Raw genomic sequence first — 24,780 nt, 5'->3', positions numbered from 1 at the left:
GCGATGGCATGATTTGGTGTTGATTCGTTATTGCGGCAAGCAACTTCCGACCACTGTCTGGATCTTTCCACGCTCGCGATCAGCCCCTTCCCCCGCTTGCGGGGGAAGAGCCTGCCCCGTACCTGATACGGGGCGGGGATGGGGGCAAACACCCGATGCACTCAGCGCAAGACGCCGCTCCGCAACTCACTCCATCAGCAGATTGCCGCCGCGGCGGCCGCGCTGGATGCGCAGGACCAGTTGCCGGGGCGGGGTTTCGAAGGTGGCGCGGAAGCTGGCCAGGTCGGTGAACTCGCCCATTGAGCCGGCCACCACCACGTCGCCGGCCTGCAGGCCGCTGTTGGCGGCGCGGCTGCCTTCGGTGACGTCGCTGACCAGCACGCCGCTGACCCCGGACTGGCGCAGTTGTTCGGACAGCTCGGCGAAGCTGGCGCCGGCCAGGCGTTTGTCCAGGCTGTTGCCGATCAGCGCACGCGGTTGCGGCTTCAGTGCGGCGGTGAGGGTGACCGGTTTGCCGTCGCGGCGGACTTCCAGCTTGAAGCGGGTGCCGACCGCCTGCAGGCCTTCGAAGTTGTGCCAGGCCGCGGCGTTGTCGATGCGCTGGCCGTTGACCGAGACGATCACGTCGCCGACTTTCAGGCCGGCGTCGGTGGCGGCCGAATCGGCGTAGACCCGGCTGACCAGGGCGCCGCGCGCGCTGTCCAGTTTCAGCGCCTGGGCCATCCGCGCATCGACATCCTGCGCCTCCACGCCGAGGGTGCCGCGGATGACCACGCCGTCATTGGCCAGCAGCTGGTCGACCACGGTGCGGGCCAGGTTGGTCGGGATCGCCAGGCCCAGGCCGATGTTGCCGGCCATGCTGCCCTGCGGGTTGAGGCTGGCGGTATTGATGCCGATCAGCTGGCCCTGCAGGTTGACCAGCGCGCCGCCGGAGTTGCCGGGGTTGATCGAGGCATCGGTCTGGATGAAGTTCTGGTAGCCCAGCCCGCGGATGCCGCTGCGGCCGACCGCCGAGACAATGCCCGAGGTCACCGTCTGGCTCAGCCCGAACGGATTGCCGATCGCGACCACGAAATCACCGACGTTCAACAGGCCGCTGTCGGCCAGTGGAATCGCGGTCAGGTTTTCGGCCGGGATCCGGATCAGGGCGACGTCGGTGTCGGCGTCCGAGCCGATAAACTCGGCCTTGAACGTGCGGCCGTCGGCCAGCGTCACCGACACGTCGTCGGCGTCTTCGATCACATGGTGGTTGGTCAGGATGTAGCCCTTGGCCGCATCGACGATGACGCCCGAGCCCAGCGACTGGTTGATCCGCTCCTGCGGGACGTCCGGGAACATCCGGCGGAAGAACGGATCATTGAAGAACGGGTTGCGCACCTGCACCACCTGCTTGGTGGCGACGCTGACCACCGCCGGCATCACCCGCTTCAGCATCGGCGCCAGCGACGGCAGCGGCTGGCCCTGGACCGTGGCCGGCAGCGTGCTGCTGTTCGGCGGCAGGGTGGTCGAGGCCGGCACCGGCGCGGCATCGGCGCGCTGGTTGAAGGTTTCGTTGAGGCCGATGGCGGCGAAGCCGCCGAACGCGGCGGCGGCGGTCAGCAACAGCAGGGTGGGCAACGGGCGCATGGATTCCATCGTCGGGCAGGTGGCGGGAAGGACGCGGGCAGCGGCGACGACCGTCGGCACTGCCGCCGCGCAATTATGAACGAGTGTGCGCGGGCTCCCTAAACTGGTCGTAAAGCGGCGGCGGCGACCGGTCGTCGGCGGCCTTCGGCGCAATCGCCCGCCGTTGCTGGCGATGGCAAATTCGCGGTTGACAGCCCGCGGACGCAGCGGTAGTTTGCTTCTCTTGCACAGCCACTACATATAGCGGTTTTGCCCATGCCCAACCCAAGCAATGGTGTTTTCCTGGCAGGCCTTCCACAACGGGGGCAGACGTCATGACGGCCAGCCGGGGCAGGGCATACGGGGTGATCCAGCCGGTGACAACGACTTCCCGAACATGCGGCGCCGCGGCGACTGCGCGTCGGCCTGTCGCTGTCATCCAGGGATACGCCGGGGCGTGAGCGGTTGAACAATGCTGTGCGCTTGCGCGGACAGATGATCTGTTTTTGACATTTATAGGGAGAACGAAAAAACCATGAGCACGGTGCGCCTCGAGGCGGTCAAGACAGAAGACAAACCCCGGCTGATTCCGATGCAACCGGCATCCGAGGACATCTGGGACAAGAAGTACCGCCTCAAGACCAAGCTCGGCCAGGCCATCGATGCCGACATCGACGGCACCTACCAGCGCGTCGCCCGCGCCCTGGCCGACGCCGAGACCAGCGACGAAAAGCGTGCCTACTGGTATGAGCGTTTCCTGTGGGCGCTGCGCCGCGGTGCCATCCCCGCCGGCCGCATCACCTCCAACGCCGGCGCGCTGGAACACAAGCCCGCCACCAGCACCATCAACTGCACCGTCTCGGGCACCATCGAGGATTCGATGGACGGCATCCTCGACAAGGTCCACGAAGCCGGGCTGACCCTGAAGGCCGGTTGCGGCATCGGTTACGAATTCTCGACCCTGCGCCCGCGCGGTGCCTTCGTCGCCGGTGCTGGCGCGTACACCTCCGGGCCGATGTCGTTCATGGATATCTACGACAAGATGTGCTTCACCGTCTCCAGCGCCGGCGGCCGCCGCGGCGCGCAGATGGGCACGTTCGATGTCTCGCACCCGGACGTCAAGGACTTCATCCGCGCCAAGCGCGAAGACGGCCGCCTGCGCCAGTTCAACCTGTCGCTGCTGATCACCGACGGCTTCATGGAAGCGGTCGACAACGACGCCGACTGGCCGCTGGTGTTCCCGGTCAACCGCAAGGAAGAAGGCGACATCGACCTGGCCGATGCCGACAAGGTGGTCTGGCGCGACTGGCCGACCCACAAGAACTACATCAGCCGCGACGACGGCCTGGTGGCCTGCAAGGTCTACGGCCAGATCCGTGCCCGCCACCTGTGGGACATGATCATGGTCTCCACCTATGACTACGCCGAGCCGGGTTTCATCCTGATCGACCGGGTCAATGAAATGAACAACAACTGGTGGTGCGAAAACATCCGCGCCACCAATCCCTGCGGCGAGCAGCCGCTGCCGCCGTACGGCGCCTGCCTGCTGGGCTCGGTCAACCTGACCACCTTCGTCCGCGATCCGTTCACCGACCAGGCCCGTTTCGACTGGGAGGAATACAAGGAAGTGGTGCGCGTGTTCACCCGCATGCTCGACAACGTGGTCGAGGTCAACGGCCTGCCGCTGGAACAGCAGCGCGCCGAAATCCTGCGCAAGCGCCGCCACGGCATGGGCTTCCTCGGCCTGGGCTCGACCCTGACCATGCTCAAGCACAAGTACGGCAGCGCCGAGTCGTGCGAATTCACCGAATCCATCGCCCGCGAAATGGCCGTGGCCGGTTGGGAAATGGGCCTTGCCCTGGCCAAGGAAAAAGGCCCGGCACCGATCATGGAAGAACGCTTCGAAGTCACCGCCGCGATGCTGCGCCAGCGCCCGGAAATGGCCAGGGACGGCTGGAAGGTTGGCCAGCAGATCCCCGGCAAGGTGCTGCACGCCAGGTACAGCCGCTACATGCAGCGGGTCGCCGGCGTGGCCCCGGAACTGGTCGACGAACTGGCCGAAGTCGGTGCCCGCTTCACCCACCACAGCTCGATTGCCCCGACCGGCACCATCAGCCTGTCGCTGGCCAACAACGCCAGCAACGGCATCGAGCCCAGCTTCGCCCACCACTACAGCCGCAACGTTATCCGCGAAGGCAAGAAGTCGAAGGAAAAAGTCGACGTCTGGTCGTTCGAACTGCTGGCCTACCGCGAGCTGGTCAACGCCAAGGCGATGCCGTTCTCCGACGACCCGGCCGCGCAGCTGCCGGACTACTTCATCGCCGCCGACGACATCCACCCCAAGCAGCACGTGGACGTGCAGGCCGCCGCGCAGAAGTGGGTCGACAGCTCGATTTCCAAGACCGCCAACGTCCCCACCGACTACCCGTACGAGCAGTTCAAGGACATCTACCGCTACGCCCACCAGCAGGGCCTGAAGGGCTGCACCACGTTCCGCTTCAACCCGGCCGCCTTCCAGGGCGTGCTGGTCAAGGAAGCCGACCTGGAAAACACCACCTACCGCTTCGAGCTGGAAGACGGCAGCGTGGTCGAGGTCAAGGGTAACGAGCAGATCGAATACGACGGCGAAATGCACACCGCCGCCAATCTGTTCGACGCGCTCAAGGAAGGCTATTACGGCAAGTTCTGATGCCGCCGCCAGCGCCAGTCCCGGTCACCGGACTGGCGTGCCGGCAACGCGGCACGGGCAGTGCGATGGCAGCCGCGGGATCACCCCCGCGGCCACGCCATCGCGGTATCTCCACAGCAGGCAACAACCGGTATAGCATCAGCGCGTTACACACCTACATGCCCACAGGAGGGCAGTCATGAGCAATGGTAATGGAGTAACGGCGACGCTTTCCGACGCCGCTGAAACGGTCAAGACAAAAGCCAGCGACATCGGCGGCAGCGTCGCCGCGGTCGCCAGCGAAACCCTGGAAAAAGCCAGGAAAGCAGTGAAGAAAGCGCGCAAGGCCGCGGCCAAGCGCCAGGCCAGCGCGGCCAAGTCGGTCAAGAAGTCGGTGGCCAAGGCGCGCAAGAAACTCGAAGCCGCCAGCGCCAGCGCCAAGGCCGAAGCCGCGACCCTGAGCAAGAAGACCGGCAAGAAGGCGGCCAAGAAAACCGCCAAGAAAGCCGCCGCCAAGAAGACGGTGAAGAAAGCCGCCAAGAAAGCCGCCGCCAAGAAGACGGTGAAGAAGGCCGCCAAGAAAGCCGCCGCCAAGAAGACGGTGAAGAAGGCTGCCAAGAAGGCCGTCGCCAAGAAGACGGTGAAGAAAGCCGCCAAGAAAGCCGTTGCCAAGAAAGCCGTTGCCAAGAAGGCCGTTGCCAAGAAGACGGTGAAGAAAGCCGCCAGGAAAGCCGTCGCCAAGAAGGCGGTGAAGAAAGCCGCCGTCAGCAAGGCCGTCAAGAAGACCGCGCCGAAGAAAGCCAGCAAAAAAGCAGCACGCAAGTAATCCCGCTGCGCTCCTTCCCCCGCTTGCGGGGGAAGGCACAACCGCAACACCGCTTCCACGCCTGCGCCGGAAGCTCTGGATGGGGCACAGCCCCAGCGTCAATCAATACACGTAAAGGATCCACACATCATGGCTGTCAAGATCGACAAGAAAATCAAGGGCTACAGCGTCCTCACCCCGGAAGACAAGGCCCGCGAGAACGCGCCGGCTACCCCGGTGGCGTCGGTCAGTCGTGACATCGCCGAGCAGGAATCCCAGGGCGCCGAAGTCATCCACATGCACGAGCGCATCGAGCGCCCGGAAGTGCTGATCGGCAGCACCTACAAGATCAAATCGCCGCTGGTGGAACACGCCATGTACGTGACCATCAACGACATCGTGCTCAACGCCGGCACCGAGCACGAACTGCGCCGCCCGTTCGAAATCTTCGTCAACTCCAAGTCGATGGAACACTTCCAGTGGATCGTCGCCCTGACCCGGATCATGTCCGCCGTGTTCCGCAAGGGCGGCGACGTGACCTTCCTGGTCGACGAGATGAAGGCCGTGTTCGACCCGCGTGGTGGCTACTTCAAGTCCGGTGGCGTCTACATGCCCTCGCTGGTCGCCGAACTCGGCGCCATCGTCGAGGAACACATGAAGTCGATCGGCCTGATCCACGACCCGGAAATGAGCGCCCACCAGAAAGCCCTGATCGCCGAAAAGCGCAAGCAGTACGAAGAGCGCTCAAAAAAAAACACTGAGGTAACCCCGGCCGCCGCCCCCGCTGTCGCCGAAGCCCGCGACGAGGACGTCGCCGTCACCGGCGACGGCACCAGCTTCCCGCCCAGCGCCACCATGTGCCACAAGTGCAGCACCAAGGCGCTGGTGATCATGGATGGGTGTGCGACGTGTTTGAATTGTGGGTATTCGAAGTGCGGGTGAGGGGCGATAAAGACGGATCCAGACGAAGAGGTTGTTAGATACTACAACCGCAAAATAGCTGGCCGGGAGATCCTGGCTTGGGTCAACATGTTCGTACGATTTCAAGCTGTTCATTGAGGAGCGATACGCAGCAACTAGATGTTGGATGTCCTTTTGCTGACAAGATCGGAGTCATGAGTAGAGTTAATCCTAAGACGAGAGACCCGTCCACTGTGTTCACCCCGCGGGGTGATACCATCAATGAAATGTATATTGCGCGCTTCGGTTTAGAGGATCGCCTGCGTCAATATATTCCTCAATCCATGCATATCGTGTTGCATGGAGAGAGTGGTTGTGGGAAAACATGGCTCTATAAGAAAGTCTTCGCAGATACTTCCGTCTACTATAGGACAGCAAATTTAGGGCGAGCCTGCACTCAGGGAATAAATGGTCTATTGGCTGAAGTGCTCGCGAAGATTGACAATCGACAGTTAACTGAAATTGCCGAGACAAAAGGTGCTGGAGTCAATTTGTCTTTATTTGAGGCCGGCCTCGAGGCGCAGAAAACGTACTCGGTTCGTCAAGGTGATGTATTTGAGTTGCTTTTGCAAAAGATGAGAGCGCAGGCGGGTAGCAAACGACCTGCTGCACTTGTGTTCGAGAACCTAGAGCATATCCTTAATGATGAGTCGGCCGTCAATGAATTGAAGGGTTTACTCCTGCTTCTTGATGATGGCGATTATGCCAAATATAAAATACGTATCGTGCTCGTTACAACAGCTAGTAATTTCAGGACATATCTGTCATCCGTAGGCGCTGCAAACACACTTATAAATCGAATAAAAGAGGTGCCGGAAGTCGGGCGTCTTACTCAGTCTCAAGCTGAAACTTTCGTCAAGCGCGGCTTGTTTCAGCTTCTGGGGATTGGAGTTTCTCCAGGAGATTGCACGCAAGATTGGCTTGTACATCAAGTCATCAATTTTTCAGATCGAATTCCACAGTACATGCATGAACTTTGTCTTGAAATAGCATTAACTTCGGAGGCTTCTGGGCGCACAGTAACCAGGGAATTGTTAACGAGAGCAGTTGCTGCTTGGGTTAAGGGTTCGATCGTTAGTGAGATAACGGCAGTAACTTCCAATTTGAACTCAAAAGCAACAAAGAAAGGCAGAAAAAATCAGCTGTTGTATGCGATTGCATTGTGTAAAGACTCTGAGTTCGATTACGTCAAAATTGAGAAGATTGTGAGGCAGGAATTTCCTGCTGCGTGCGAGGGTGTCAAACTCAATGTGTCACAAGGTTTGTCAGAGCTCGCAGATGCAAAAATCGCACTCATACGAAAAAATCCAAACGGAACGTCATACCGGATTGTAGATCCCCGTCATCGTATTCTAATGAGATGGATGTTGTATAAGGAAAAGTCGTCCGAGATTCTTTCTATTAGGGATTTTGATGATGGTGTCTCTTTGAGCTAGCCAGCCAGCGTAGCCAGGGTAAGCGCAGCGCATCCGGGGCTTTTCGCGTGATGGGACATTGCCCCCGGGTGCGGCCTTTGGCCTTACCCGGGCTACGGGAATCCCTTGGTGTTGCCAGGGCGGCGTGGGTAAGCTTGGCGCATGGTTGGATATCGTCGCAATCGGATTGCAGGCGCAACGTACTTCTTTACCGTCACGTTGCGCGATCGCAGCAGCCAGCGTAGCTCGGGTAAGCGCAGCGCACCCGGGGCTTTTCGCCTGATGGAACATTCCCCAGGTGCGGCCTTCGGCCTTACCCGGGCTACGGGAATCCTTGGCATTGCCAGGGCGGCGTGGGTAACCTTGGCCCATGGTTGGATATCGCCGCAATCGGATTGCAGGTGCAACGTGTTTCTTCACCGTGACGTTGCACGACCGCAACAGTGACCTGCTGGCCCGGGAAGTCGATGCGCTGCGTGCCGCATGGCTGGCGAAAAAGAGAAATGGGATTGCAGTTTCCCTTCGCGTGTAAGGCCAACAGCAAAAGCTTCCGCCTTACGGCGTCTTCCTTTGACCAGACATTCGTCTGTTGAAAGCGTCTTGGCAAAAGGAAGCAAACGCTCTTCAACAGACGCATGTCTGGTCAAACCGTTTGCACCGTCCGCTCATCGCGCTGCACCCGGTACCCTGCGCTTCTCGCGGTCAGCAGCCGGCGCTTGACTCGGGCCATCCATGGCCCTCAAACGTTTTCAACAGACGAATGTCCGGTCACCGCGCCTTTCCCCTGCCGCCCACTGCGATGCCCGGCTCGCTCCAAGGTGCACGGTGAAGCGGCAGCGCGTATCTCGTCATCCCGGCGAAAGCCGGGATCCAGCTTTATCGCTTCGCGCCGCTTAGCGGCGGGATGACGATGTTTGGTGTTTCGGCTTTCGAACAAGGGGCTAGAGTCAACTTTCCCTTCCGCGTGTTGGCAATGCCATACCGCTCCCCGTTCCGATGGCAACAGCATCGGGTTAAGATGGACCAAGCGAAGGGGGATCGCATGGACAAGTTTGGAAAGATGACTGGGGTTCTGACCAGGGCAGTTACCTTGGTGTGTGTACTGCTTCTTACCGGTTGCATATCCACCGGCGGTACGGTGAGCAAGGCCAATTCCGCGCCGAAGGCCGCGACCTACTGGTACACGATTGAGCCGGGCAGCATGTCGGCCAAGGGCCTGGAGGTGTTTCGGGCGCAGCTCGATTCACGGCTGAAAGAGGTACTGGTGGCCGAGGACACCCCGACTGCGATGCATGTCGAGATAGCGGTCAACAACTACTACATGCGGCCAGGCGCGGCGCGGGCGCTTGTGGGCATCATGGCGGGTATCGACAGCATCAAGACCAGCGTGGAGATTGTCGATCCGTCCACCGGCGCCATACATGGCCGGATAGCGGTCGAATCCAGTAACCCGACCGCGCTCAGTTCGGCCGGGGGCCTGATTGAAAGACACGCTGACGAGATCGCGGATTTCGTGTTGTCCGGCGACGGCAGCGGCAACAGTCTGCCGCCCGCCGTCAATCCAAGCGAGCAGGCGCCCAACATGAGCTGGCGACCGAATATCCGTTAAGGGGTGCAGAGCGCAGCGTGTGCTTTTCATCTGGACGAATAGAGTGAATCCGCGATTGCAGGAGGGGATGCCATGGATGCTGGATTACGACCCGAACTGACGTTCGCTTTGCTGGATGAAAAAATAGAGGCGCTCGCCGAAGGTCCGGTGGCGGCATTGAATTCGCCGCGCTGGATGCGCCGGTTGGCACTGCTGGGCGTCGTTGGCGTGGCGGTGGCGTTCCTGCCCTCGCTTCTGCTGAAGTGGCTGGCACCGCAGATGTGGATGTTGTGGGTGGCGCGGGCCGGTTTGGTGATGACCATTGCAGGCTTCGTGCCAGGCATTTTCCGCTCCCTTGTCGTGACCGCTCGGGAGGCCCGCCATCACCGACGCGGCTTCGTCCTGCAGTTCGATCACGATGTCGCACAGTTCCGCGCGCTGGCGCTCTGGTTGTCCAGCTACCCACGGGACGTGCTTGCTTCATCGCTGCGCTATGCGCGGATGGGCCACGACCGCTTGCAGTCCCGACTGGGCATGATGGTCGGTGGCATCGAGCGGCTTGGCCTGCTGCCGGTGCTGGTGTCGTTGTTCGTGCTGCTGCGTAACTGGAAGGACTTGCTGGCCGTGCCTTCGTGGTTGGCGATGCTGGGGGTCATGGCGGCGGTGCTGTGGCTTATCGGCTGGGTCGCTGCCGAGTTCTCCCGAAGACTTCATCTGTATGCCTTTCTTCTCGAAGAGGCGCTTGAGTGCAAGCCAGCGTAGCCCGGGTAAGCGCAGCGCACCCGGGACTTTTCGCATGGTGGGAGATTGCCCCGGGTGCGGCCTTTGGCCTTACCCGGGCTACGGGAACCCCTTGGCATTGCGAGGACGGCGTGGGTAACCTTGGCGCATGGTTGGATATCGCCGCAATCGGATTGCAGGCGCAACGTACTTCTTTACCGTCACGTTGCGCGACCGCAGCAGTGACCTGCTGGTGCGGAAAATCGATGCGCTACGCGCCGCGTGGCAGGCGGCGGCCACGCGTGTGCCGCATACCGTCATCGCGGCGGTGGTCCTGCCGGACCATCTGCACGCCGTCCTGCGCATGGACGATGCCACTGCCAACTATCCGCGTCTGTGGCAGGACATCAAAAAAGGATTCACCCGTCGCACGTCGCAACCCGGCAAACCGTCCGCCTGGCAATCGCGTTACTGGGAACGCACCGTGCGTGACGAGTCCGAATTGCAGGCGGTGGTGGATTATGTCCACATCAATCCATTGAAGCATGGCCTGGTGACCACGGTCGCCGACTGGCCGCACTCGACGTTCCACCGCTACGTGCAACGTGGCCATTTGCCGCCGGATTGGGCAAGCGATGCCTTGCCAATGTCAGGTACACATGGGGAGCCGCTGTAGCCCGGGTAAGCGCAGCGCACCCGGGGTTTTTCGCATGGTGGGACATTGCCCCCGGGTGCGGCCTTTGGCCTTACCCGGGCTACGGTAATGTCGTGGTATCACGAGCCGCTGTAGCCCGGGTAAGCGCAGCGCACCCGGGGTTTTTCGCATGGTGGGACATTTCCCCGGGTGCGGCCTTTGGCCTTACCCGGGCTACGAAGCTACGGTAATCCACGTTTCCATCCGCGCTGGCCGCTAGCCGCCGGCCGCCACGTTGGGCCTGTATCGTCGGTGCATCCGGCACCGCCATCGAGGAGCAGCTCATGCGTGTTTCCATGCGGTTCGGTTTTCTCGTCGTGGTCTCCTTCGCCGTCGCGGCGGTCTGGGCCGCGGAGCCCGCGCCCGCGCCTGCCACGGCATCGCTGCCGCTGCTGGTTGGCCCGTCTGACGCGCCAGCGCAGGCCTACGATGCCGGAGAGCTGCGTGTGATCGTGCCCGGGTCACGGACCGGCAATGCGTTCGCGGTGCTCGAACTCAAGGAGATGCCGGGTTATCTCACCCCAGCGCACGTGCATCCGTCGATGGACGAAAGCTTCTACGTGCTCGAGGGCGTGCTTGAAATCAACCTTGCCGGCAGCGTCCATCGGGTGCCGGCCGGCTCCTTCGTTCACATCCCGCGGGGCACGCCGCATGCGCAGGGCCCGACTGCGGACGGGCCGGTGCGGATGCTGACCTGGCTGTCGCCAGCCGGGTTCGAACAGTTCTTCAGTGACCGGGTAGCGCTGGCGCGCACGGTCCGGCGTGGCGACCCCGACTTCCAGCCGCGGATGATGGAGATCGTCGGCCGCTACGGCGACTGGCTGCAGCCGGCCGAGTTGCCGGTCGCCGAATAGGGTCGACTTTCAGCAGCTCGGGCCAATCGCGAGCGACCGCCGCCTTCGCACCCACAGGCACACGCGGCGGTTAGGATGGCGCTGATCCCCGGGTGGAGGCTGCGACGATGAAACGATGGTGGAGCATGACGATGGCGGCCGGCCTGGCATGTGTCACGGCCGGTGCGTGGGCGCAGGACACAGCAGTCACGACCGAAGCTGCGCCGCCGCCCGGCTATGACGCCGCGTTGGCGCAGCAGCTGGGTGCCGACGATTACGGCATGCGTTCGTATGTGCTGGTGATCCTGAAGAGCAGTGGCACGCCGGTGCCCGCGGGCGACAGGCGCGACGCGATGTTCCGCGGCCACTTCGCCAACATGCAGCGGCTGGCCAAGGCCGGCACGCTGGTGCTGGCCGGTCCGCTGGATGGCGTTGACGGCTGGCGCGGCTTGTTCGTGTTGGCGGTGGACGGGGTCGAGGCGGCGAAAGCGATCGTCGCCACCGACCCGGTGATCAGCGAAGGCGAGATGGTCGCCGAATACCACAGCTATTACGGCTCGGCCGCGTTGATGACGGTCAACGACCTGCACGGCAAGCTGGCGCGGAAGGCCTTGTGATGCGCCGGCGCAACCGCCGGCCTGCCGGTCAGCAGGAGGCCGCTTGCCGCTGCTGCTGATCCCCGTGCTGCTGCTGTTGGCGGTGCTGTTGCTGCTGCTGTTGCCGCTGTCGCTGTGGCAACGCTACCGGGTCGGGCGGGCGCGACGACGGACGCTGGGCTGGCTGGTGGCGCTGAATGCGTGGCTGCTGCTGGTGTCGGTGCCGTGCTTCCTGCTGGCGGCATGGCTGGGCACGTTGTGGAGCGTGGACGCATTGCGCGATGCCGGCATCGGCCTGGTCGCGGGCATCGGCCTGGGCATCATCGGCCTGTGGCTGGCCCGTTTCGAACACGGCGACCGCCACCTGCATTACACCCCCAACCGTTGGCTGGTGCTGGCCTTGACCGCACTGGTGTGCCTGCGGATCGCGGTCGGCATGTGGTGGGCCTGGCAGCGTGCGTCGGGCACCGCAACGGCGACCGGTGACTGGCAACTGTTCGTGCAGGGCGGCGGCTTGTGGGCGGTGGGCGGCCTGCTGCTGGGCTACGCGACCGCCTTCGCCTGGGGCGTGTGGGCACGGCACCGGCGCTTCCATGCGGCTCGGCTGGCGCGATGACTTCCAGCACGCTCGGTCCGTCGATGTTGTGCGCAGACTCGTTGGCGAATCCCGGAGGTGCGTGACGATGAAAAGCTGGCGGTCCCTGTTCGCGTGCGCCTGCCTGCTGATGGTGCCCGTGCTGGCCGCGGCGAGCGATGGACACACGGTAACCTCGGCCGCGGTGGCGGATGCCAGCTTCCAGGTGGAGCCCGCGCTGGAAGCGCTGCCGCCGCTGCGATTTCCCATCCGTGACCAGACCGACGTCGAGCGTCGCCTCTTCGTCGAAAGCGCGGACGGGGTGGTCACCCGCATGCTGGTGCTGCAGTTCGAAACCGTGCAGCCCGGTTCCGACTTCCGCTTCCGCTTTCCGCCGCGGCCACCGCGCCAGTTCGGGCCGCACGTCTACCGCGCCGGCAGCTATGCCTACGACGATGTCGCCGCGGCCACCCGCGAGCCGGCGCTGGAGGCTGCACGCACCCGCGCCGCCCTGCAGGCGCAAGGACTGCGACCACCGCGCTACTGGCACATCGCGCGCCTGGCCCGCGTCAGCGACAGCGCAGGCCTTCACGAAGCCATCATCTTCTATCTGGAAAACGCCGACGCGCGCTATCCCGCCGGATTGACCGATGTCGACGAAGACGGCGACGGCCGCCTGCAAGCCGACGAGAGCGAGCGGCTCTGGCAGGCACTGGCAAATGCGCTACAGGTGCAGACCACGGCGGCTCGCGACGACACCGGTGGGTAACTCCCTCCTCCGGTGATGGGGGGAGAACCTGCCCCGTAGCTCCCTCCTCCGTTTGCGGGGGAGAGCCTGCCCCGTACCTGATACGGGGGATGGGGTGGGGGCGAACGAAGCCGGTGGTCAATCGCCATCGGGATAAAGCCACAGTTTCGACGGGCTTCTACCAGGCTTGCTGACAGATCACCTCGCGTCCTGCCCCCATCCCAGCCTTCCCCCGCCAGCGGGGGAAGGGGCAGATCCTGCTTCATCAACATCACCTGATTCGTGACGAAACCGATGAAAAGCTCCCTCCTCTGTTTACGGGGGAGAGCCTGCCCCGTACCTGATACGGGGGTCGGGTGGCGGCGAACGAAGCCAGCCATCAATCGGCGTCAGAGATAAAGCCATAGTTTCGATGGGCTTCTAACGGGCTTGCTGACAGATCTCTTCGCATCCTGCCCCCATCCCAGCCTTCCGCAAGCAGGGGAAGGGGCGGATCCCGCTTCATCAACATCACCTGGTTCGCGACAACACCGGTGAGAAACTCCCTCCTCCGTTTACGGGGGAGAGCCTGCCCCGTACCTGATACGGTGGTCAGGGTGGGGGCGAACTAAGGTGGTGATCAATCGGCATCAGCAACAAATCCACAGGCAATCTCCCCGCATCGCTGCGCGCACTCAGCAGGCTTTCATCGCTTCGCCGCGCATCGGTACCCGCAGCAGCACTGCGATCACCGACAGGCCGGCGAATACCGCCGTCGAGCTTCCCAGCAGCGACGCCACGATTGCCAACACTGCCATCAGCGGCAACGCGAACTGGCGTGGGCCAAGTGGGAAATGGCGGTCGCGGAGCAGGCTGAGCGAAAGCCAGTAGACCGCCAACGGGATGCCCAGCCACCAGGCGACGCTGGCCTGGGTGGCGCCATGCGCCGTGTGCGCGGCGAGGTCGACTTCGGCCGCCACGCCGGCACCCATGACGGCCAGCGCACCGAACAGGAAGACGTGGCCGTAGCCCCACATGAACACCGTGCTGAATTTCGAGCTGGGCAGGTGATCTTCATCGGTGAAATAAACCCAGAACGCAGCGAACACGATCACCAGTGCGGACACGCCGGTTAGCGCCGGCAGCATGTTGCCGTGGCCTTCGCCGTCGAACAGCTGGGCGAAGGCAAGCGAGATGGCGAGGACGATTTCACCCAGCGAGATGATGGTCAGCAGGCCGTAGCGTTCGATGATGTGGTGGCGATGGAACGGGGTCATCCGCGCGCGTTCGGCAAACGCAGGCACTGCCAGTTCGATCGCAAACACGACGATGCCGAGTATGTAGAACAAGCCGGGGTGGGCCTGGGTGATGAAATACATCGCCACCCAGCACAGCTGCGCGAACGCGATGCCGCCGGCATAGCGGAGCGCGGTGGTGCGGTATTCGGGATTGCCCGAGGCCAGCAGCCACAAGGCGATCATGCCCGCGCGCATGATGATCCAGCCGGCCAGGCCCCAGCCGAAACTCAGGGTCTGGATGATGTGCTCGACTCCGCCGGCAAACAGCAACTGGCCGCCCATCACCACCATCACCAGCAGCCGGTACAGCGGACCGTCGCTGTCGAATGCACTGGCGAACCAGGTGAAATTGATCCAGGTCCACCAGATGGCGAAGAACAGGAAAGCGAAGCGCGGCAATACATCCAGGCCATGGCCGCTGCTGATCGCGTGGTGCAGTTCGGCGGTGGCACTGGCGATGGCGATCACGCTGACCAGATCGAACAGCAGTTCAAGCGGGGTAGCGGCCCGATGCGCCTGTTCCGGGTTGCGGGCGGAGAGAATCGGAAGGGACATCTTGGCTCCTCGGCAAAACAGCGAACAGGGTACACGTTCTCCTGTTTCCGGGCCTTTGAATCAAGCGGTTTATTATGTTTAGCGCCTCACTTTTAATCGGTCAGAGGGCGGGTAAACGACGCAACCAGAACAGTGGGCGATTTTCCTCGCGCTGCTGCGAAGTGCAGGGCGAAGCGACAGCCAGCTAAATATCGTCATCCGGCGAAAGCCGGGCTTCGCGCTGACGATGTCCGGATCATCCAGGCGTTGCCTGGAGCTGATCTGACATGCGGGATGCCCCGACGTTCGTCGGTTGCAAGCCCGGCTTTCGCCGGGATGACGATGGGGGCTTCGGGTTTGCCAGCCTTTGCCTTTGCCTTTGCCTTTGCCTTTTCCTCAGCTTCCCCGATAAAGACTGGCCAGTCAGGTGGGACTGACCAGCGGGACGGCCCCGCCTGATTGCCTCAGCCGGCCAGGCGTGCGGCGGTTTCGGCGACGGTGCGGCCCTGGTAGCGGGCGGCGTCGAGTTCGTTGTCGCTGGGTTGGCGCGAGCCGTCGCCGCCGGCGATGGTGGTGCAACCGTAAGGCGAACCGCCTGTCACTTCGTCCAGCCGCATCTGGCCGCCGTAGCCGTAGTCCAGGCCGACGATGACCATGCCGAAGTGCAGCAGGTTGGTGATGATGGAGAACAAGGTGGTTTCCTGGCCGCCGTGCTGGGTGGCGGTGGAGGTGAACGCCGCGCCGACCTTGCCGTGCAGTGCACCGCGTTGCCACAGGCCACCGGCCTGGTCGAGGAAGTTGGCCATCTGCGAGGACATCCGGCCGAAGCGGGTGCCGGTGCCGACGATGATTGCGTCGTAGTCGGCCAGCTCATCAATCGTGGCGATGGGGGCGGGCTGATCGAGTTTGTAATGCGATTTTTCGGCAACCTCGCGCGGCACCAGCTCGGGTACGCGCTTGATGTCGACTTGGGCACCGGCACCGCGGGCGCCTTCGGCGATGGCGTTGGCCATGGTTTCGATGTGGCCGTAGGCCGAATAGTAGAGGACGAGGATACGGGCCATCTGAAGTCTCCAGTTGCAAGAGGAAAAACGCGAACCGTCGCCTGTCGCGCAGGCGGGCGACTGCGCGTCGCCGCCTGCACCACTTAAACGCGAAGCCGGTTAGGCCTTGATGAAAGCCAGCATGTCCGGGTTGATGATCTCGGGGTGGGTCGACAGCATGCCGTGTGGCAGGCCGGGGTAGGTCTTGAGGATGCCGTTGGGCAGCAGCTTGACCGCCAGTTCGGCCGAATCGGCAATCGGCACGATCTGATCATCGGTGCCGTGGGCGACCAGCACCGGTTGCTGGATCTGCTTGAGGTCTTCGCTGAAGTCGGTTTCGGAAAAGGCCTTGATGCATTCGTAATGGGCATTGGCCGCGCCCATCATGCCCTGCCGCCACCAGTTGTCGATCAATCCCTGCGACACCTTGGCGCCTTCGCGGTTGAAGCCGTAGAACGGACCGGTTGGCACGTCGATGAAGAACTGCGCGCGGTTGGCCAGCAGCGCGCTGCGCAGGCCATCGAACACATCGATCGGCAGGCCACCGGGATTGCTGGCGGATTTGACCATGACCGGCGGTACCGCGCCGACCAGGATCGCCTTGGCGACGCGGCCGGCTTTGGCGCGGGCGACGTAGCGGGTGACTTCGCCGCCGCCGGTGGAGTGGCCGATGTGCACGGCGTTCTTCAGATCCAGCGCGTCGGTCAATGCGGCGACGTCGGCGGCATAGGTGTCCATCTCGTGGCCACCGGCAGTCTGGGTGGAGCGGCCGTGGCCGCGACGGTCGTGGGCGATCACGCGGTAACCGTGGCCGAGGAAATACATCATCTGGTTGTCCCAGTCGTCCGCGCTCAGCGGCCAACCATGATGGAAGACGATCGGCTGGGCATCGCGCGGGCCCCAGTCCTTGTAGAAGATGGTGGTGCCGTCGGCGGTGGTGATGTGGGTCATGGGGGGCCTCGTATCGGAGCGTGGATGGGAAGGGGAGGGCGAGGGCGCTGCCAGCGCTGGCAGGCCAAGGCTGCCGACCGCGGCCATGCTGGCGAAGGCGATCAGCAGATCGCGTCGCATCGGCTGTTCGGGGAAGTCGTGGATGCCGGTCATGGAGGGTTCCTGTGGAAGGCGGCGCGCGGCGAGCGGGACAATGCCCCTGCGGGCCGACCGCTTCATTAGGCGCTGTGGGGGCGCTGATCGCGCAGCCCCGGTTTGGGCGTGGCCGCACCCCTCATTTGGGGGGCGCAGGGCGCGCGTCGCTGGCGCAATCTGCTGGCGTCCACGCGATCCAAGTGACCGCGCAACGCCAGCCGCGAGCACTGGCGTTGCGCGGTCGGCCCTGCAAGCACCTGACTGGTGGAGGTTGTCGCATGTTGAACATGAGCGCTTTCGGGATGTTCCATACCGCGCTGGCGTTGGTGGCGGTGATTGCCGGCATCATCGCGCTGCTGCGCGGTGGCGAGATCGGCAGCCGCAGCCGCGCCGGCCAGACCTATATCGGGTTTACCGTCGGCACCTGCATCACCGGTCTTTTCATCTTCCATCACGGTGGCTTCGGCGCACCGCATGTGCTGTCCATCGTCACCCTGCTGGTATTGGCACTGGCTTGGTTTGGCGAACGCCGTCCCGCCGACGCCGGCATCTGGCGCTATGTGGCGGTGCTGGGTTATTCGCTGACCTTGTTCTTCCACCTGATTCCAGGCCTGACCGAAACCGGCACCCGTATTCCGCTTGGCGCACCGGCGTTCAGCGGCCCGGAAGATCCGCTGCTGAAAGCGTTGGTCGGCGCCGGCTTCGTGGTCTATCTGCTGGGCGCCACGCTGCAGGCCATCCGCATCCGCCAATCGCGCCGGCTGCCGCTGCCGGCCTGACCCCGGGCGCTGGCTTACAGGCTGAGGATGCCGCGGCGGATGGCGATGGTCACCGCATGGGTGCGGTCGTTGGCGTCGAGCTTGGACAACACGCTCTTCATGTGGGTCTTGACCGTCTCTTCCGAAATCGACAGTTGTGCGGCGATGCGTTTGTTGGAGTTGCCAGCGGCGACGCTGCCGAGGATTTCAATCTCGCGCGCTGTCAGGTCGGCATCCATCGCATGTTCGGCGATGGCGCCGGCGACGTCGGCCGGGATCCGCCGACGGCCGGCCATCACCTCGCGGATCGCGCCCAGCAGTTCCTTGCGCAGCGTGCTCTTCAGCAGGTAGCCCTGGGCGCCGGCTTTCAACGCACGCATCGCCTGGGCATCACCGCTGTAAGTGGTCAGGACGATAATCCGCGCGGCCGGGAACTGCTGGCGGATGGCGATGATCGCATCGACGCCATTGCGATGCGGCATCTGCAGATCCATCAGGGTGATGTCCGGCAGGCAGGCGCGGAATGCATCCAGTGCCTGTTCGCCATCGCTGGCTTCGGCGACCACCTGCATGTCGGTTTCACCGGCAATGACCCCGGCAATGCCTTCGCGCAGCAGCGGGTGATCATCGACCACCAGGATGCGGATCGGCTTGTCGGTCGTCGCCATGTTCACCGTTTCCACCACTGTTGCATGCGTTGTCGCCATCGCTCTGGCCGGGCGCGCAAGGATAGCGCGTTCGTCGGCACCAGCAGCTCGATTTCGGTGCCGCGTCCCGGCGCGCTGCGTATCGCCAAGCGTGCCGGGATAAGACGCGCGCGTTCGCGGATGCCGGTCAGCCCCCAATGGCCCGGCTTGTGGCCCTGGCGCAGGACATCGTCGGCCAGGCCCCGGCCATTGTCGCGGAAACGCAGTGACAGCTGGCGCCGGCTGCAGGCGATCTCCACCTCGATGCGGCTGGCCTGCGCATGGCGATAGGCGTTGCTCAGGATTTCGTGGCCGATCCAGTAGATCTCATCGCGCACGGAAGGCTCCATCGGCGGCAGTCGTCCTTCCACCACGACCCGGATGGCGGGGCCATGGCCATCATCCAGCTGCGCACCAAGTTCGACAAACGCGCCGGCCAGATCGACCGCGACGGCCGGGATATCCGCACGCAGATCCAGTACCCGTTCACGCCCTTCGCTGATGACATCGTCGGCGCGATCCAGGGCCTGTTCCAGTGCATCGCGGACCGGGTCGCCGTAGTCCAGCCGGTTGGCCACCGCCTGGAACCGCAATACCAGCCCCTGCACGCTCTGCAGCAGGGTGTCGTGCAACTCGCGGGCGATGCGTTCGCGTTCACTGTGGCGCTCTTCCAGGCGCATGCGCAGGCGTTCGCCCATCTGTCGCAGGCGCAGCAGGTACACCAGCAGCAACAGGCCGCCCATCGCCAGCACGCAGAGGGCGGCAAACCACCAGGTCTGGGTGAACAGCGGCGCGATCGAGAACGCCAGCGTATCGCCTTGGTTATTCCACAATCCGCTGTCGTTGGCCGCAATCACCCGGAACCGGTACTCACCCGGCGCCAGGTTGGTGTAGGTGGCGTGGCGCTGGCCACCGCCATCCTGCCAACCGGCGTCCACGCCCAGCAGCTGGTAGCGGAAGCGGACATGTTCGGGCACCGACAGGCTGAGCGCGGTGTAATCCAGCCGCAGCGCGCGAGTGCCGGCCGGCAGCCGCATGCCGGGTCGCGGTCGATGCCGTTGGCCGCCGGCGGTCAACGCGCGGATGTGCACCGGCGGCACCACAGTGTTCTCGCTCAGCTGGCGTGGGTCGATCGATGCCAGCCCCTGGCTGGTGGCAAACCACAACACGCCGTCGGTGTCGGCCAGCGCGGTGGCGGTCGGTGCGTACTGCTGGGCCACGCCGGGCAGGCCATCGCCAAAATCGAACAGCCGAACCGGCATGGCCCGCGCCGGCGCTGCGATGGCACTGGCCAGGTCGGCGGCCTGGATGCGTACCACCCCGCGCATGCCATTGAGCCATAGATCGCCGTTGTCGCTGCGGACGATACCGGTGACCCCCTGCAACACTTGCGGATCGCGGGCGTGCAGGCGTTGGATGCGGCCATCGCGCAGTATCGCCATGCCGGTTTCGCCAGCCACCAGCAAACCGGACGGCGTGGGCATCAGGGCCACGATGGTGCCCAGTTGCAGCCCGTCGGCGCGCGTGTACAGTTTTTGACTGCGGCCATCCCAGCGCGCCAGCCGGCTGCCGGTGTAGCCAATCCACAGGGTGCCGTCGGCCTGCCGGACCAGGGCAGTGGCGTGCTCGCTGTCGATGATGCCGCTACCGATCCGGCGCACGCGCTGATCATCAATCTGGAACAGGCCTTCACCATCGCGCATCACCAGCACGCCACCGCCGCCGTCGGCGCTGATCACGCCCAGTGCTGCATTGTCCACGTCGCCGTCGCCAAGCCTGACCGTCTGCAGCCGGCCAGCGTGCAGGCGCGCCAGTCCGGTTTCGGTTTTTGCCCAGACGCTGCCGTCGGCATTGGCGACCAGTGCCGAGATGGTGCCGGCATCGGCTTCGGCCAGTAGTTGCGGATGCCCGTCGCGCAGCTGGTACAGGCGCCGGCCGCTGGAGACCAACGGCCCCAATCGTGCCGAACTGGCGATGCCATAGGTCGCATGCTGGGTCAGCCGTGCATCGCGCACGACGCGGACGTTGTTGTAGCGAAAGCGGTGCAGGCCCAGATTGGTGCCAATCCAGATGTTGTCCTCGCGGTCCCTCAGCACGGGAATGGCACGGTCTGACAACAGTCCATCGCGCTTGCGCAGGATTGCCTCCAGGTCGCCACGCTGCAGGCTGCGGCCATCGTTGAAACGCGACAGGCCGGTGACCCGGACCAGGCCACCTTCGCTGCGTTCGGTTCCCCACAGGGTGCCGGCGCGGTCGATGCGCATGTTGGCCAGCCACGGGAAGCCGCGGGTTGCCTGCGGTTGCCGCCGGCTGCTGCCAGCGCCGGCAGGCAACGCGCGGGTACCGTGCAGGCCATCGGAGACCCACAGGCGGCCGTCACCGGTTTCGGCCAGTACCGCGAGCGGGCCGACTGCTTGCCCGCTGTCGATGAAACGACGGTCGCCACGTGGCAGATATACGAGGGTTTCGCCAGTGGCCACCCACAGCGTGCCGCGCGAATCCAGCAGCAGTGCATGGGCGCGCTTGGCCGGGTAGCCCCAGTCGGCACCGACCGCGTGCCAGGCCTGTCCATCGAAGCGGCTGAAGCCGTCGCGAGCAGCGGCCCATAGCGTGCCATCGCGATCTTCGGCAAACGCCAGCAGCAAGTCCGCCGGCACGCCAGGACCGGCCGGATAGTGGCGCAGGTGGCCATCGCGCAGCACGCTGATGCCGCCCATCAGGAAGCCGATCCACAGCGCGCCGTCGGAGGCCGCATACAGACTGGTGATGTTGTTGGAGGCGAACGCCGCCTGCGCGGGTGGCACGAAGGCTTCGAAGCGGATGCCGTCGAAACGATACAGGCCACTGCCGGTGCCCAGCCACAGATAACCGTCGCGACCCTGGGCCAGGGCCCAGATATCGGCTGGCGCACCTTGCTCCATGGACCAGCTGCTCTGGTGGTATTGCGGCGTGATTGTCGCCGTCCCCGCTTTGGCTGGTATGCACAGGCACAGCCAGCACAGCAGGGTAAACATCGCGGCAGGGCAGCGATGCCGCGAAGGCGGGATGTCAGCAGGCGAACCGATCACGCGCATCCCACCCGCGCCGTGGTGGCTGTGCTGTTGGCAGCGCAGAGTGTTGCCACCTGGCCATGCGCTGGCCGTGCCATCCCCCGGAAGTGGCAGTCGCGACCACCCCCGATCACGGATAGGCCAGACGCCGTGCCCGTTCTAGTCTGCACTGGTGCACCGACTCATTGTCCTGTTCCCCGAAGGCGGACCCGGCGCCGGCCTGATCCTGTTGCGACTGGCGGTGATGGCCTGCCTGTTGCTGCAGGATCCGCCAGTGGCGGGCGCGTATGCCGATGCGATGGATCTTGCCACAGCCGTGTTGGCGGCGCTGCTGCTGATTGGCCTGCTGACGCGGACGACGGCGGCCACGTGCTGCGTGCTGGCGCTGCGGGTCATGCATGGTGCGGACGCCGGCAGCGTATTGCCGGCGCTGGCACTGGCGTTGTCGGCGTTGGCGTTGGCGTTACTCGGCCCGGGCGCCTATTCGATCGATGCCCGCCTGTTCGGACGCCGGGTGCTGGGGCGTCCGCGTTGATGCCGGCCAGGCGCGTTGCATCGTGCTGCTGTTGTTTTGATCGACATCCACGCGCGCAACCCTGCCGATCGATGCATGGTCGTGCGCCGCCTGACCGGCTACAGTCCCGGGTTCCAGTTCGCGATCCCGGGAGTACCCATGCCGCCTGCCGTCCTGACCAAGCAGTTTCCATCCCTGTCCGCCGGTGGCGCGTGGCTGTTCGCCACGCTGTGCGGCATGAGCCTGGCCGGCAATGCCCATGCGGCGCCGGTCGCGGTGCAGGCAACCGGCGACAGCGCCTATGCGGCGGTCGATCCGTTCATCGGCACCGGCGGCGAAGGCCATACGTTCCCCGGCGCGGTGGTGCCGTTCGGGATGATCCAGCTGAGTCCGGATACCCAGATCAAATCGCGCAAGGAAGGCTACGACTGGGCCGCCGGCTATCGTTATGAAGACACCACGATCACCGGGTTTTCGCATACCCATTTCTCCGGCACCGGGCATTCGGATCTGGGCGACGTGCTGGTGATGCCGATCGCCGGTGAGGTGCGGCTGGAGCGCGGCGAAGCCGGCAAACCCGGCAGTGGTTACATGTCGCGTTTCAGCCACGATGATGAAGTAGCGCAGCCTGGCTACTACGCAGTGACCCTGCAGGACTACGGCATCCGCGCCGAATTGACCGCCAGCGCCCGCGTCGGCGTGCACCGTTACCGTTTCCCGCAGGGCAAGCCGGCGCACGTGCTGGTCGATCTGCGGACCAGCATGTACGACTATCCGGGCAAGGTGCAGTGGTCGCGGCTGCGCCTGCGCGAGGATGGCACTGTCACCGGATTCCGCGAAACCCGTGGCTGGGCGCCGGGCCGGCAGCTGTACTTCGCGATGCGGTTTTCGCATGCACCGCAGGGCCACCAGTTCCACGACACCGAGCAGGACGTGGCGTACAAGGGCTTCCCGCCGCCGGGCGAAAAAGATCCAAGGCAACGTGCGCAGATCGAAGGCCGGCAGCTGGTCGGCGCATTCGATTTCGCCGATGCGGATTTCGCCGGCGGCCAGCGCGAGTTGCTGGTCAAGGTGGCGATTTCGCCAGTCAGCGAAGACAGCGCAATCGCCAACCTCGATGCGGAAATGCCGGACTGGGACTTCGACCGCGTGCGTGCCGACGCCAAGGCGCAGTGGAGTCAGGCGCTGGCTGCGGTAGACGTCGACGCGCCAGCCGATGATCGCCGCAGGTTCTACACCGCGCTGTATCACACGTTCATGGGGCCCAGCCTGTTCATGGACAGCGACGGCCGTTATCGCGGTCCGGACAATGCGGTGCACCAGGCCAAGGGCTATACCAACTACTCGACGTTTTCGCTGTGGGACACCTACCGTGCGCTGCATCCGCTGCTGACCCTGGTGCAGCCGGCACAACGCAACAACGACTTCATCAATTCGCTGATCGCCTCGCGCCAGCAGAGCCCCTACGGCGTGTTGCCGGTGTGGTCGTTCCACGGCCTGGAAACCTGGTGCATGATCGGCTACCACGCGGTGCCGGTGATTGCCGATGCCTACATGAAAGGCATCCGCGGTTACGACGCCGACGCCGCGCTGGAGGCGATGGTGGCCAGCGCCAGCTACGGTCCGTACGATGGCATCGCCCAGTACATGCAACTGGGTTACGTGCCGATTGACGAGGAAGGCGAGGCCGCATCGAAGACGCTCGAGTACGCCTTCGACGACTGGACCATCGCCCGGATGGCGCAGGCGATGGGTCGCGACGAGGTTGCCGCGGCTTTCGAAAAGCGCGCCGGCAACTGGAAGCATGCATTTGATCCTGGCACCGGTTTCATGCGCGCGCGCCTGCGCGATGGCGCTTTCCGCGAGCCGTTTGATCCCGACGCCAGCGGCTACGGCAGCGACTACACCGAAGGCAATGCCTGGCAGTATTCGTGGTACGTGCCGCAGGACGTGGCCGGACTGGCCGCCGCGCACGGTGGCGAGGACAAGCTGATCGCGCGGCTGGACCAGGTGTTCGATGCCAAGGTCGATCCGGCGGTGTTCGAACACATGGAAGACATCACCGGCCTGATTGGCTGGTACGCGCACGGCAACGAACCCAGCCACCATGTCGCCTATCTGTATGCGTATGCGGGCCAGCCATGGCGGACCCAGGAACGGCTGGGCCAGATCATGGCCAGCCAGTACGCGGCGCGCCCGGATGGACTGGCCGGCAATGACGATCTGGGCCAGATGTCGGCCTGGTACGTGTTCACCGCGCTCGGTTTCTATCCGGTGACGCCGGCCAGCAACCAGTACGTGATCGGCCGGCCATTCCTGCCACGGGCGACCCTCAACCTGCCCAATGGCAAGCACTTCACGGTGGTGGCCGAAGGCCTCGACGATGCCCATCCGTATATCGGCAAGGCAATGCTCAATGGCAAGCCGCTGACCCGCGCGTACCTGCGGCATGAGGAAATCATGGCCGGCGGCGAGTTGCATTTCAGCATGCAGGCGCAGCCGGACAGGCAATGGGCCAGCGATGGCGGCGAGCGTCCGTATTCGATGTCGCGCTGAGGCATGCACGTGCTGGAGCGGGCAAACAGAGATCCGCCCGGGCTGCCGCGGCGGGTGCTGCCCGGCGAGG

20 protein-coding genes are annotated in these 24,780 nt (G+C 64.1%); 14 read left to right on the top strand and 6 right to left on the bottom strand.

Annotated elements, in window-relative coordinates; genetic code table 11:
• Window positions 1-186: 186 nt before the first annotated feature.
• Window positions 187-1,626: a Do family serine endopeptidase gene (locus ABB29_RS01935; RefSeq protein ID WP_057657107.1), complete on the bottom strand. Its 1,440-nt coding sequence runs from the start codon at window positions 1,624-1,626 to the stop codon at window positions 187-189.
• Between the two features lie 514 nt (window positions 1,627-2,140).
• Here ABB29_RS01935 and ABB29_RS01930 point away from each other — a divergent pair.
• The 11 genes from ABB29_RS01930 to ABB29_RS01885 all read left to right on the top strand — a co-directional run bounded on the left by ABB29_RS01930 (window position 2,141) and on the right by ABB29_RS01885 (window position 13,227).
• Window positions 2,141-4,294, top strand: a complete 2,154-nt coding sequence (locus tag ABB29_RS01930; RefSeq protein ID WP_057656934.1) for an adenosylcobalamin-dependent ribonucleoside-diphosphate reductase — start codon at window positions 2,141-2,143, stop codon at window positions 4,292-4,294.
• Between the two features lie 178 nt (window positions 4,295-4,472).
• Window positions 4,473-5,099 carry a hypothetical protein gene (locus ABB29_RS01925; protein WP_057656933.1) on the top strand — a complete coding sequence of 209 codons (627 nt, stop codon included), beginning with the start codon at window positions 4,473-4,475 and terminating at the stop codon, window positions 5,097-5,099.
• A 129-nt stretch (window positions 5,100-5,228) separates the two neighbouring features.
• Window positions 5,229-6,020 (top strand): TSCPD domain-containing protein, encoded by a 792-nt coding sequence (locus ABB29_RS01920; protein ID WP_057656932.1) that lies wholly within the window; start codon window positions 5,229-5,231, stop codon window positions 6,018-6,020.
• Window positions 6,021-6,193: 173 nt separating this feature from the next.
• Window positions 6,194-7,474, top strand: a complete 1,281-nt coding sequence (locus ABB29_RS16000; RefSeq protein WP_083487346.1) for an AAA family ATPase — start codon at window positions 6,194-6,196, stop codon at window positions 7,472-7,474.
• Window positions 7,475-8,495: 1,021 nt separating this feature from the next.
• Entirely contained in the window at window positions 8,496-9,062 is a 567-nt protein-coding gene (locus ABB29_RS01915) for a DUF4410 domain-containing protein (protein ID WP_157062454.1), read from the top strand.
• Window positions 9,063-9,134: 72 nt separating this feature from the next.
• Window positions 9,135-9,803: a hypothetical protein gene (locus ABB29_RS01910; protein WP_057656930.1), complete on the top strand. Its 669-nt coding sequence runs from the start codon at window positions 9,135-9,137 to the stop codon at window positions 9,801-9,803.
• A 127-nt stretch (window positions 9,804-9,930) separates the two neighbouring features.
• On the top strand, window positions 9,931-10,437 hold the full coding sequence (locus tag ABB29_RS01905; protein WP_057656929.1) for an REP-associated tyrosine transposase: 507 nt from the start codon (window positions 9,931-9,933) through the stop codon (window positions 10,435-10,437).
• A gap of 302 nt (window positions 10,438-10,739) precedes the next feature.
• Window positions 10,740-11,309 carry a cupin domain-containing protein gene (locus tag ABB29_RS01900; protein WP_083487345.1) on the top strand — a complete coding sequence of 190 codons (570 nt, stop codon included), beginning with the start codon at window positions 10,740-10,742 and terminating at the stop codon, window positions 11,307-11,309.
• A 107-nt stretch (window positions 11,310-11,416) separates the two neighbouring features.
• Complete coding sequence (locus ABB29_RS01895) at window positions 11,417-11,905, top strand: YciI family protein (RefSeq protein ID WP_083487344.1); 489 nt, start codon at window positions 11,417-11,419, stop codon at window positions 11,903-11,905.
• Window positions 11,906-11,948: 43 nt separating this feature from the next.
• Window positions 11,949-12,500 (top strand): hypothetical protein, encoded by a 552-nt coding sequence (locus tag ABB29_RS01890; protein ID WP_057656926.1) that lies wholly within the window; start codon window positions 11,949-11,951, stop codon window positions 12,498-12,500.
• Window positions 12,501-12,567: 67 nt separating this feature from the next.
• Window positions 12,568-13,227, top strand: a complete 660-nt coding sequence (locus ABB29_RS01885) for a hypothetical protein (protein WP_057656925.1) — start codon at window positions 12,568-12,570, stop codon at window positions 13,225-13,227.
• Window positions 13,228-13,880: 653 nt separating this feature from the next.
• Here the strand turns inward: ABB29_RS01885 and ABB29_RS01880 are convergent.
• The 3 genes from ABB29_RS01880 to ABB29_RS01870 form a co-directional block, all read right to left on the bottom strand.
• Window positions 13,881-15,038, bottom strand: a complete 1,158-nt coding sequence (locus ABB29_RS01880; protein ID WP_057656924.1) for a low temperature requirement protein A — start codon at window positions 15,036-15,038, stop codon at window positions 13,881-13,883.
• A gap of 443 nt (window positions 15,039-15,481) precedes the next feature.
• Complete coding sequence (wrbA, locus tag ABB29_RS01875; RefSeq protein WP_057656923.1) at window positions 15,482-16,081, bottom strand: NAD(P)H:quinone oxidoreductase; 600 nt, start codon at window positions 16,079-16,081, stop codon at window positions 15,482-15,484.
• A 99-nt stretch (window positions 16,082-16,180) separates the two neighbouring features.
• Window positions 16,181-17,011 (bottom strand): alpha/beta fold hydrolase, encoded by an 831-nt coding sequence (locus ABB29_RS01870; RefSeq protein ID WP_057657106.1) that lies wholly within the window; start codon window positions 17,009-17,011, stop codon window positions 16,181-16,183.
• Between the two features lie 413 nt (window positions 17,012-17,424).
• Between ABB29_RS01870 and ABB29_RS01865 the strand changes: the two genes are divergently transcribed.
• Entirely contained in the window at window positions 17,425-17,925 is a 501-nt protein-coding gene (locus tag ABB29_RS01865) for a hypothetical protein (RefSeq protein WP_057656922.1), read from the top strand.
• A 14-nt stretch (window positions 17,926-17,939) separates the two neighbouring features.
• On the opposite strand, the gene ABB29_RS01860 is transcribed toward ABB29_RS01865, so the two are convergent.
• A complete protein-coding gene (locus tag ABB29_RS01860) occupies window positions 17,940-18,572 on the bottom strand; it encodes a response regulator (RefSeq protein ID WP_057656921.1) in 633 nt (210 codons plus the stop codon).
• A gap of 2 nt (window positions 18,573-18,574) precedes the next feature.
• Window positions 18,575-21,511 (bottom strand): sensor histidine kinase, encoded by a 2,937-nt coding sequence (locus tag ABB29_RS01855; RefSeq protein ID WP_057656920.1) that lies wholly within the window; start codon window positions 21,509-21,511, stop codon window positions 18,575-18,577.
• Between the two features lie 301 nt (window positions 21,512-21,812).
• On the opposite strand from ABB29_RS01855, the gene ABB29_RS01850 reads away from it, so the two are divergent.
• Complete coding sequence (locus ABB29_RS01850) at window positions 21,813-22,175, top strand: hypothetical protein (protein ID WP_057656919.1); 363 nt, start codon at window positions 21,813-21,815, stop codon at window positions 22,173-22,175.
• A gap of 216 nt (window positions 22,176-22,391) precedes the next feature.
• The gene (locus ABB29_RS01845; RefSeq protein ID WP_057657105.1) at window positions 22,392-24,710 is read left to right on the top strand and encodes a GH92 family glycosyl hydrolase; all 2,319 of its coding nucleotides are present in this window, start codon (window positions 22,392-22,394) and stop codon (window positions 24,708-24,710) included.
• Window positions 24,711-24,780: the final 70 nt, after the last annotated feature.

The sequence above is a fragment of the Pseudoxanthomonas dokdonensis genome, from assembly GCF_001431405.1.
Classification (GTDB): domain Bacteria; phylum Pseudomonadota; class Gammaproteobacteria; order Xanthomonadales; family Xanthomonadaceae; genus Pseudoxanthomonas_A; species Pseudoxanthomonas_A dokdonensis.
This window is presented reverse-complemented; position numbering and strand designations above follow the sequence as displayed.

What these genes read in the sequence shown, in the direction of transcription:
- ABB29_RS01935 (WP_057657107.1), bottom strand. Translation starts at nt 1,626, where the DNA reads ATGCGCCCGTTGCCCACCCTGCTGTTGCTGACCGCCGCCGCCGCGTTC.
- ABB29_RS01930 (WP_057656934.1), top strand. Translation starts at nt 2,141, where the DNA reads ATGAGCACGGTGCGCCTCGAGGCGGTCAAGACAGAAGACAAACCCCGG.
- ABB29_RS01925 (WP_057656933.1), top strand. Translation starts at nt 4,473, where the DNA reads ATGAGCAATGGTAATGGAGTAACGGCGACGCTTTCCGACGCCGCTGAA.
- ABB29_RS01920 (WP_057656932.1), top strand. Translation starts at nt 5,229, where the DNA reads ATGGCTGTCAAGATCGACAAGAAAATCAAGGGCTACAGCGTCCTCACC.
- ABB29_RS16000 (WP_083487346.1), top strand. Translation starts at nt 6,194, where the DNA reads ATGAGTAGAGTTAATCCTAAGACGAGAGACCCGTCCACTGTGTTCACC.
- ABB29_RS01915 (WP_157062454.1), top strand. Translation starts at nt 8,496, where the DNA reads ATGGACAAGTTTGGAAAGATGACTGGGGTTCTGACCAGGGCAGTTACC.
- ABB29_RS01910 (WP_057656930.1), top strand. Translation starts at nt 9,135, where the DNA reads ATGGATGCTGGATTACGACCCGAACTGACGTTCGCTTTGCTGGATGAA.
- ABB29_RS01905 (WP_057656929.1), top strand. Translation starts at nt 9,931, where the DNA reads ATGGTTGGATATCGCCGCAATCGGATTGCAGGCGCAACGTACTTCTTT.
- ABB29_RS01900 (WP_083487345.1), top strand. Translation starts at nt 10,740, where the DNA reads ATGCGTGTTTCCATGCGGTTCGGTTTTCTCGTCGTGGTCTCCTTCGCC.
- ABB29_RS01895 (WP_083487344.1), top strand. Translation starts at nt 11,417, where the DNA reads ATGAAACGATGGTGGAGCATGACGATGGCGGCCGGCCTGGCATGTGTC.
- ABB29_RS01885 (WP_057656925.1), top strand. Translation starts at nt 12,568, where the DNA reads ATGAAAAGCTGGCGGTCCCTGTTCGCGTGCGCCTGCCTGCTGATGGTG.
- ABB29_RS01880 (WP_057656924.1), bottom strand. Translation starts at nt 15,038, where the DNA reads ATGTCCCTTCCGATTCTCTCCGCCCGCAACCCGGAACAGGCGCATCGG.
- wrbA (WP_057656923.1), bottom strand. Translation starts at nt 16,081, where the DNA reads ATGGCCCGTATCCTCGTCCTCTACTATTCGGCCTACGGCCACATCGAA.
- ABB29_RS01870 (WP_057657106.1), bottom strand. Translation starts at nt 17,011, where the DNA reads ATGACCCACATCACCACCGCCGACGGCACCACCATCTTCTACAAGGAC.
- ABB29_RS01865 (WP_057656922.1), top strand. Translation starts at nt 17,425, where the DNA reads ATGTTGAACATGAGCGCTTTCGGGATGTTCCATACCGCGCTGGCGTTG.
- ABB29_RS01860 (WP_057656921.1), bottom strand. Translation starts at nt 18,572, where the DNA reads ATGGCGACGACCGACAAGCCGATCCGCATCCTGGTGGTCGATGATCAC.
- ABB29_RS01855 (WP_057656920.1), bottom strand. Translation starts at nt 21,511, where the DNA reads ATGGAGCAAGGTGCGCCAGCCGATATCTGGGCCCTGGCCCAGGGTCGC.
- ABB29_RS01845 (WP_057657105.1), top strand. Translation starts at nt 22,392, where the DNA reads ATGAGCCTGGCCGGCAATGCCCATGCGGCGCCGGTCGCGGTGCAGGCA.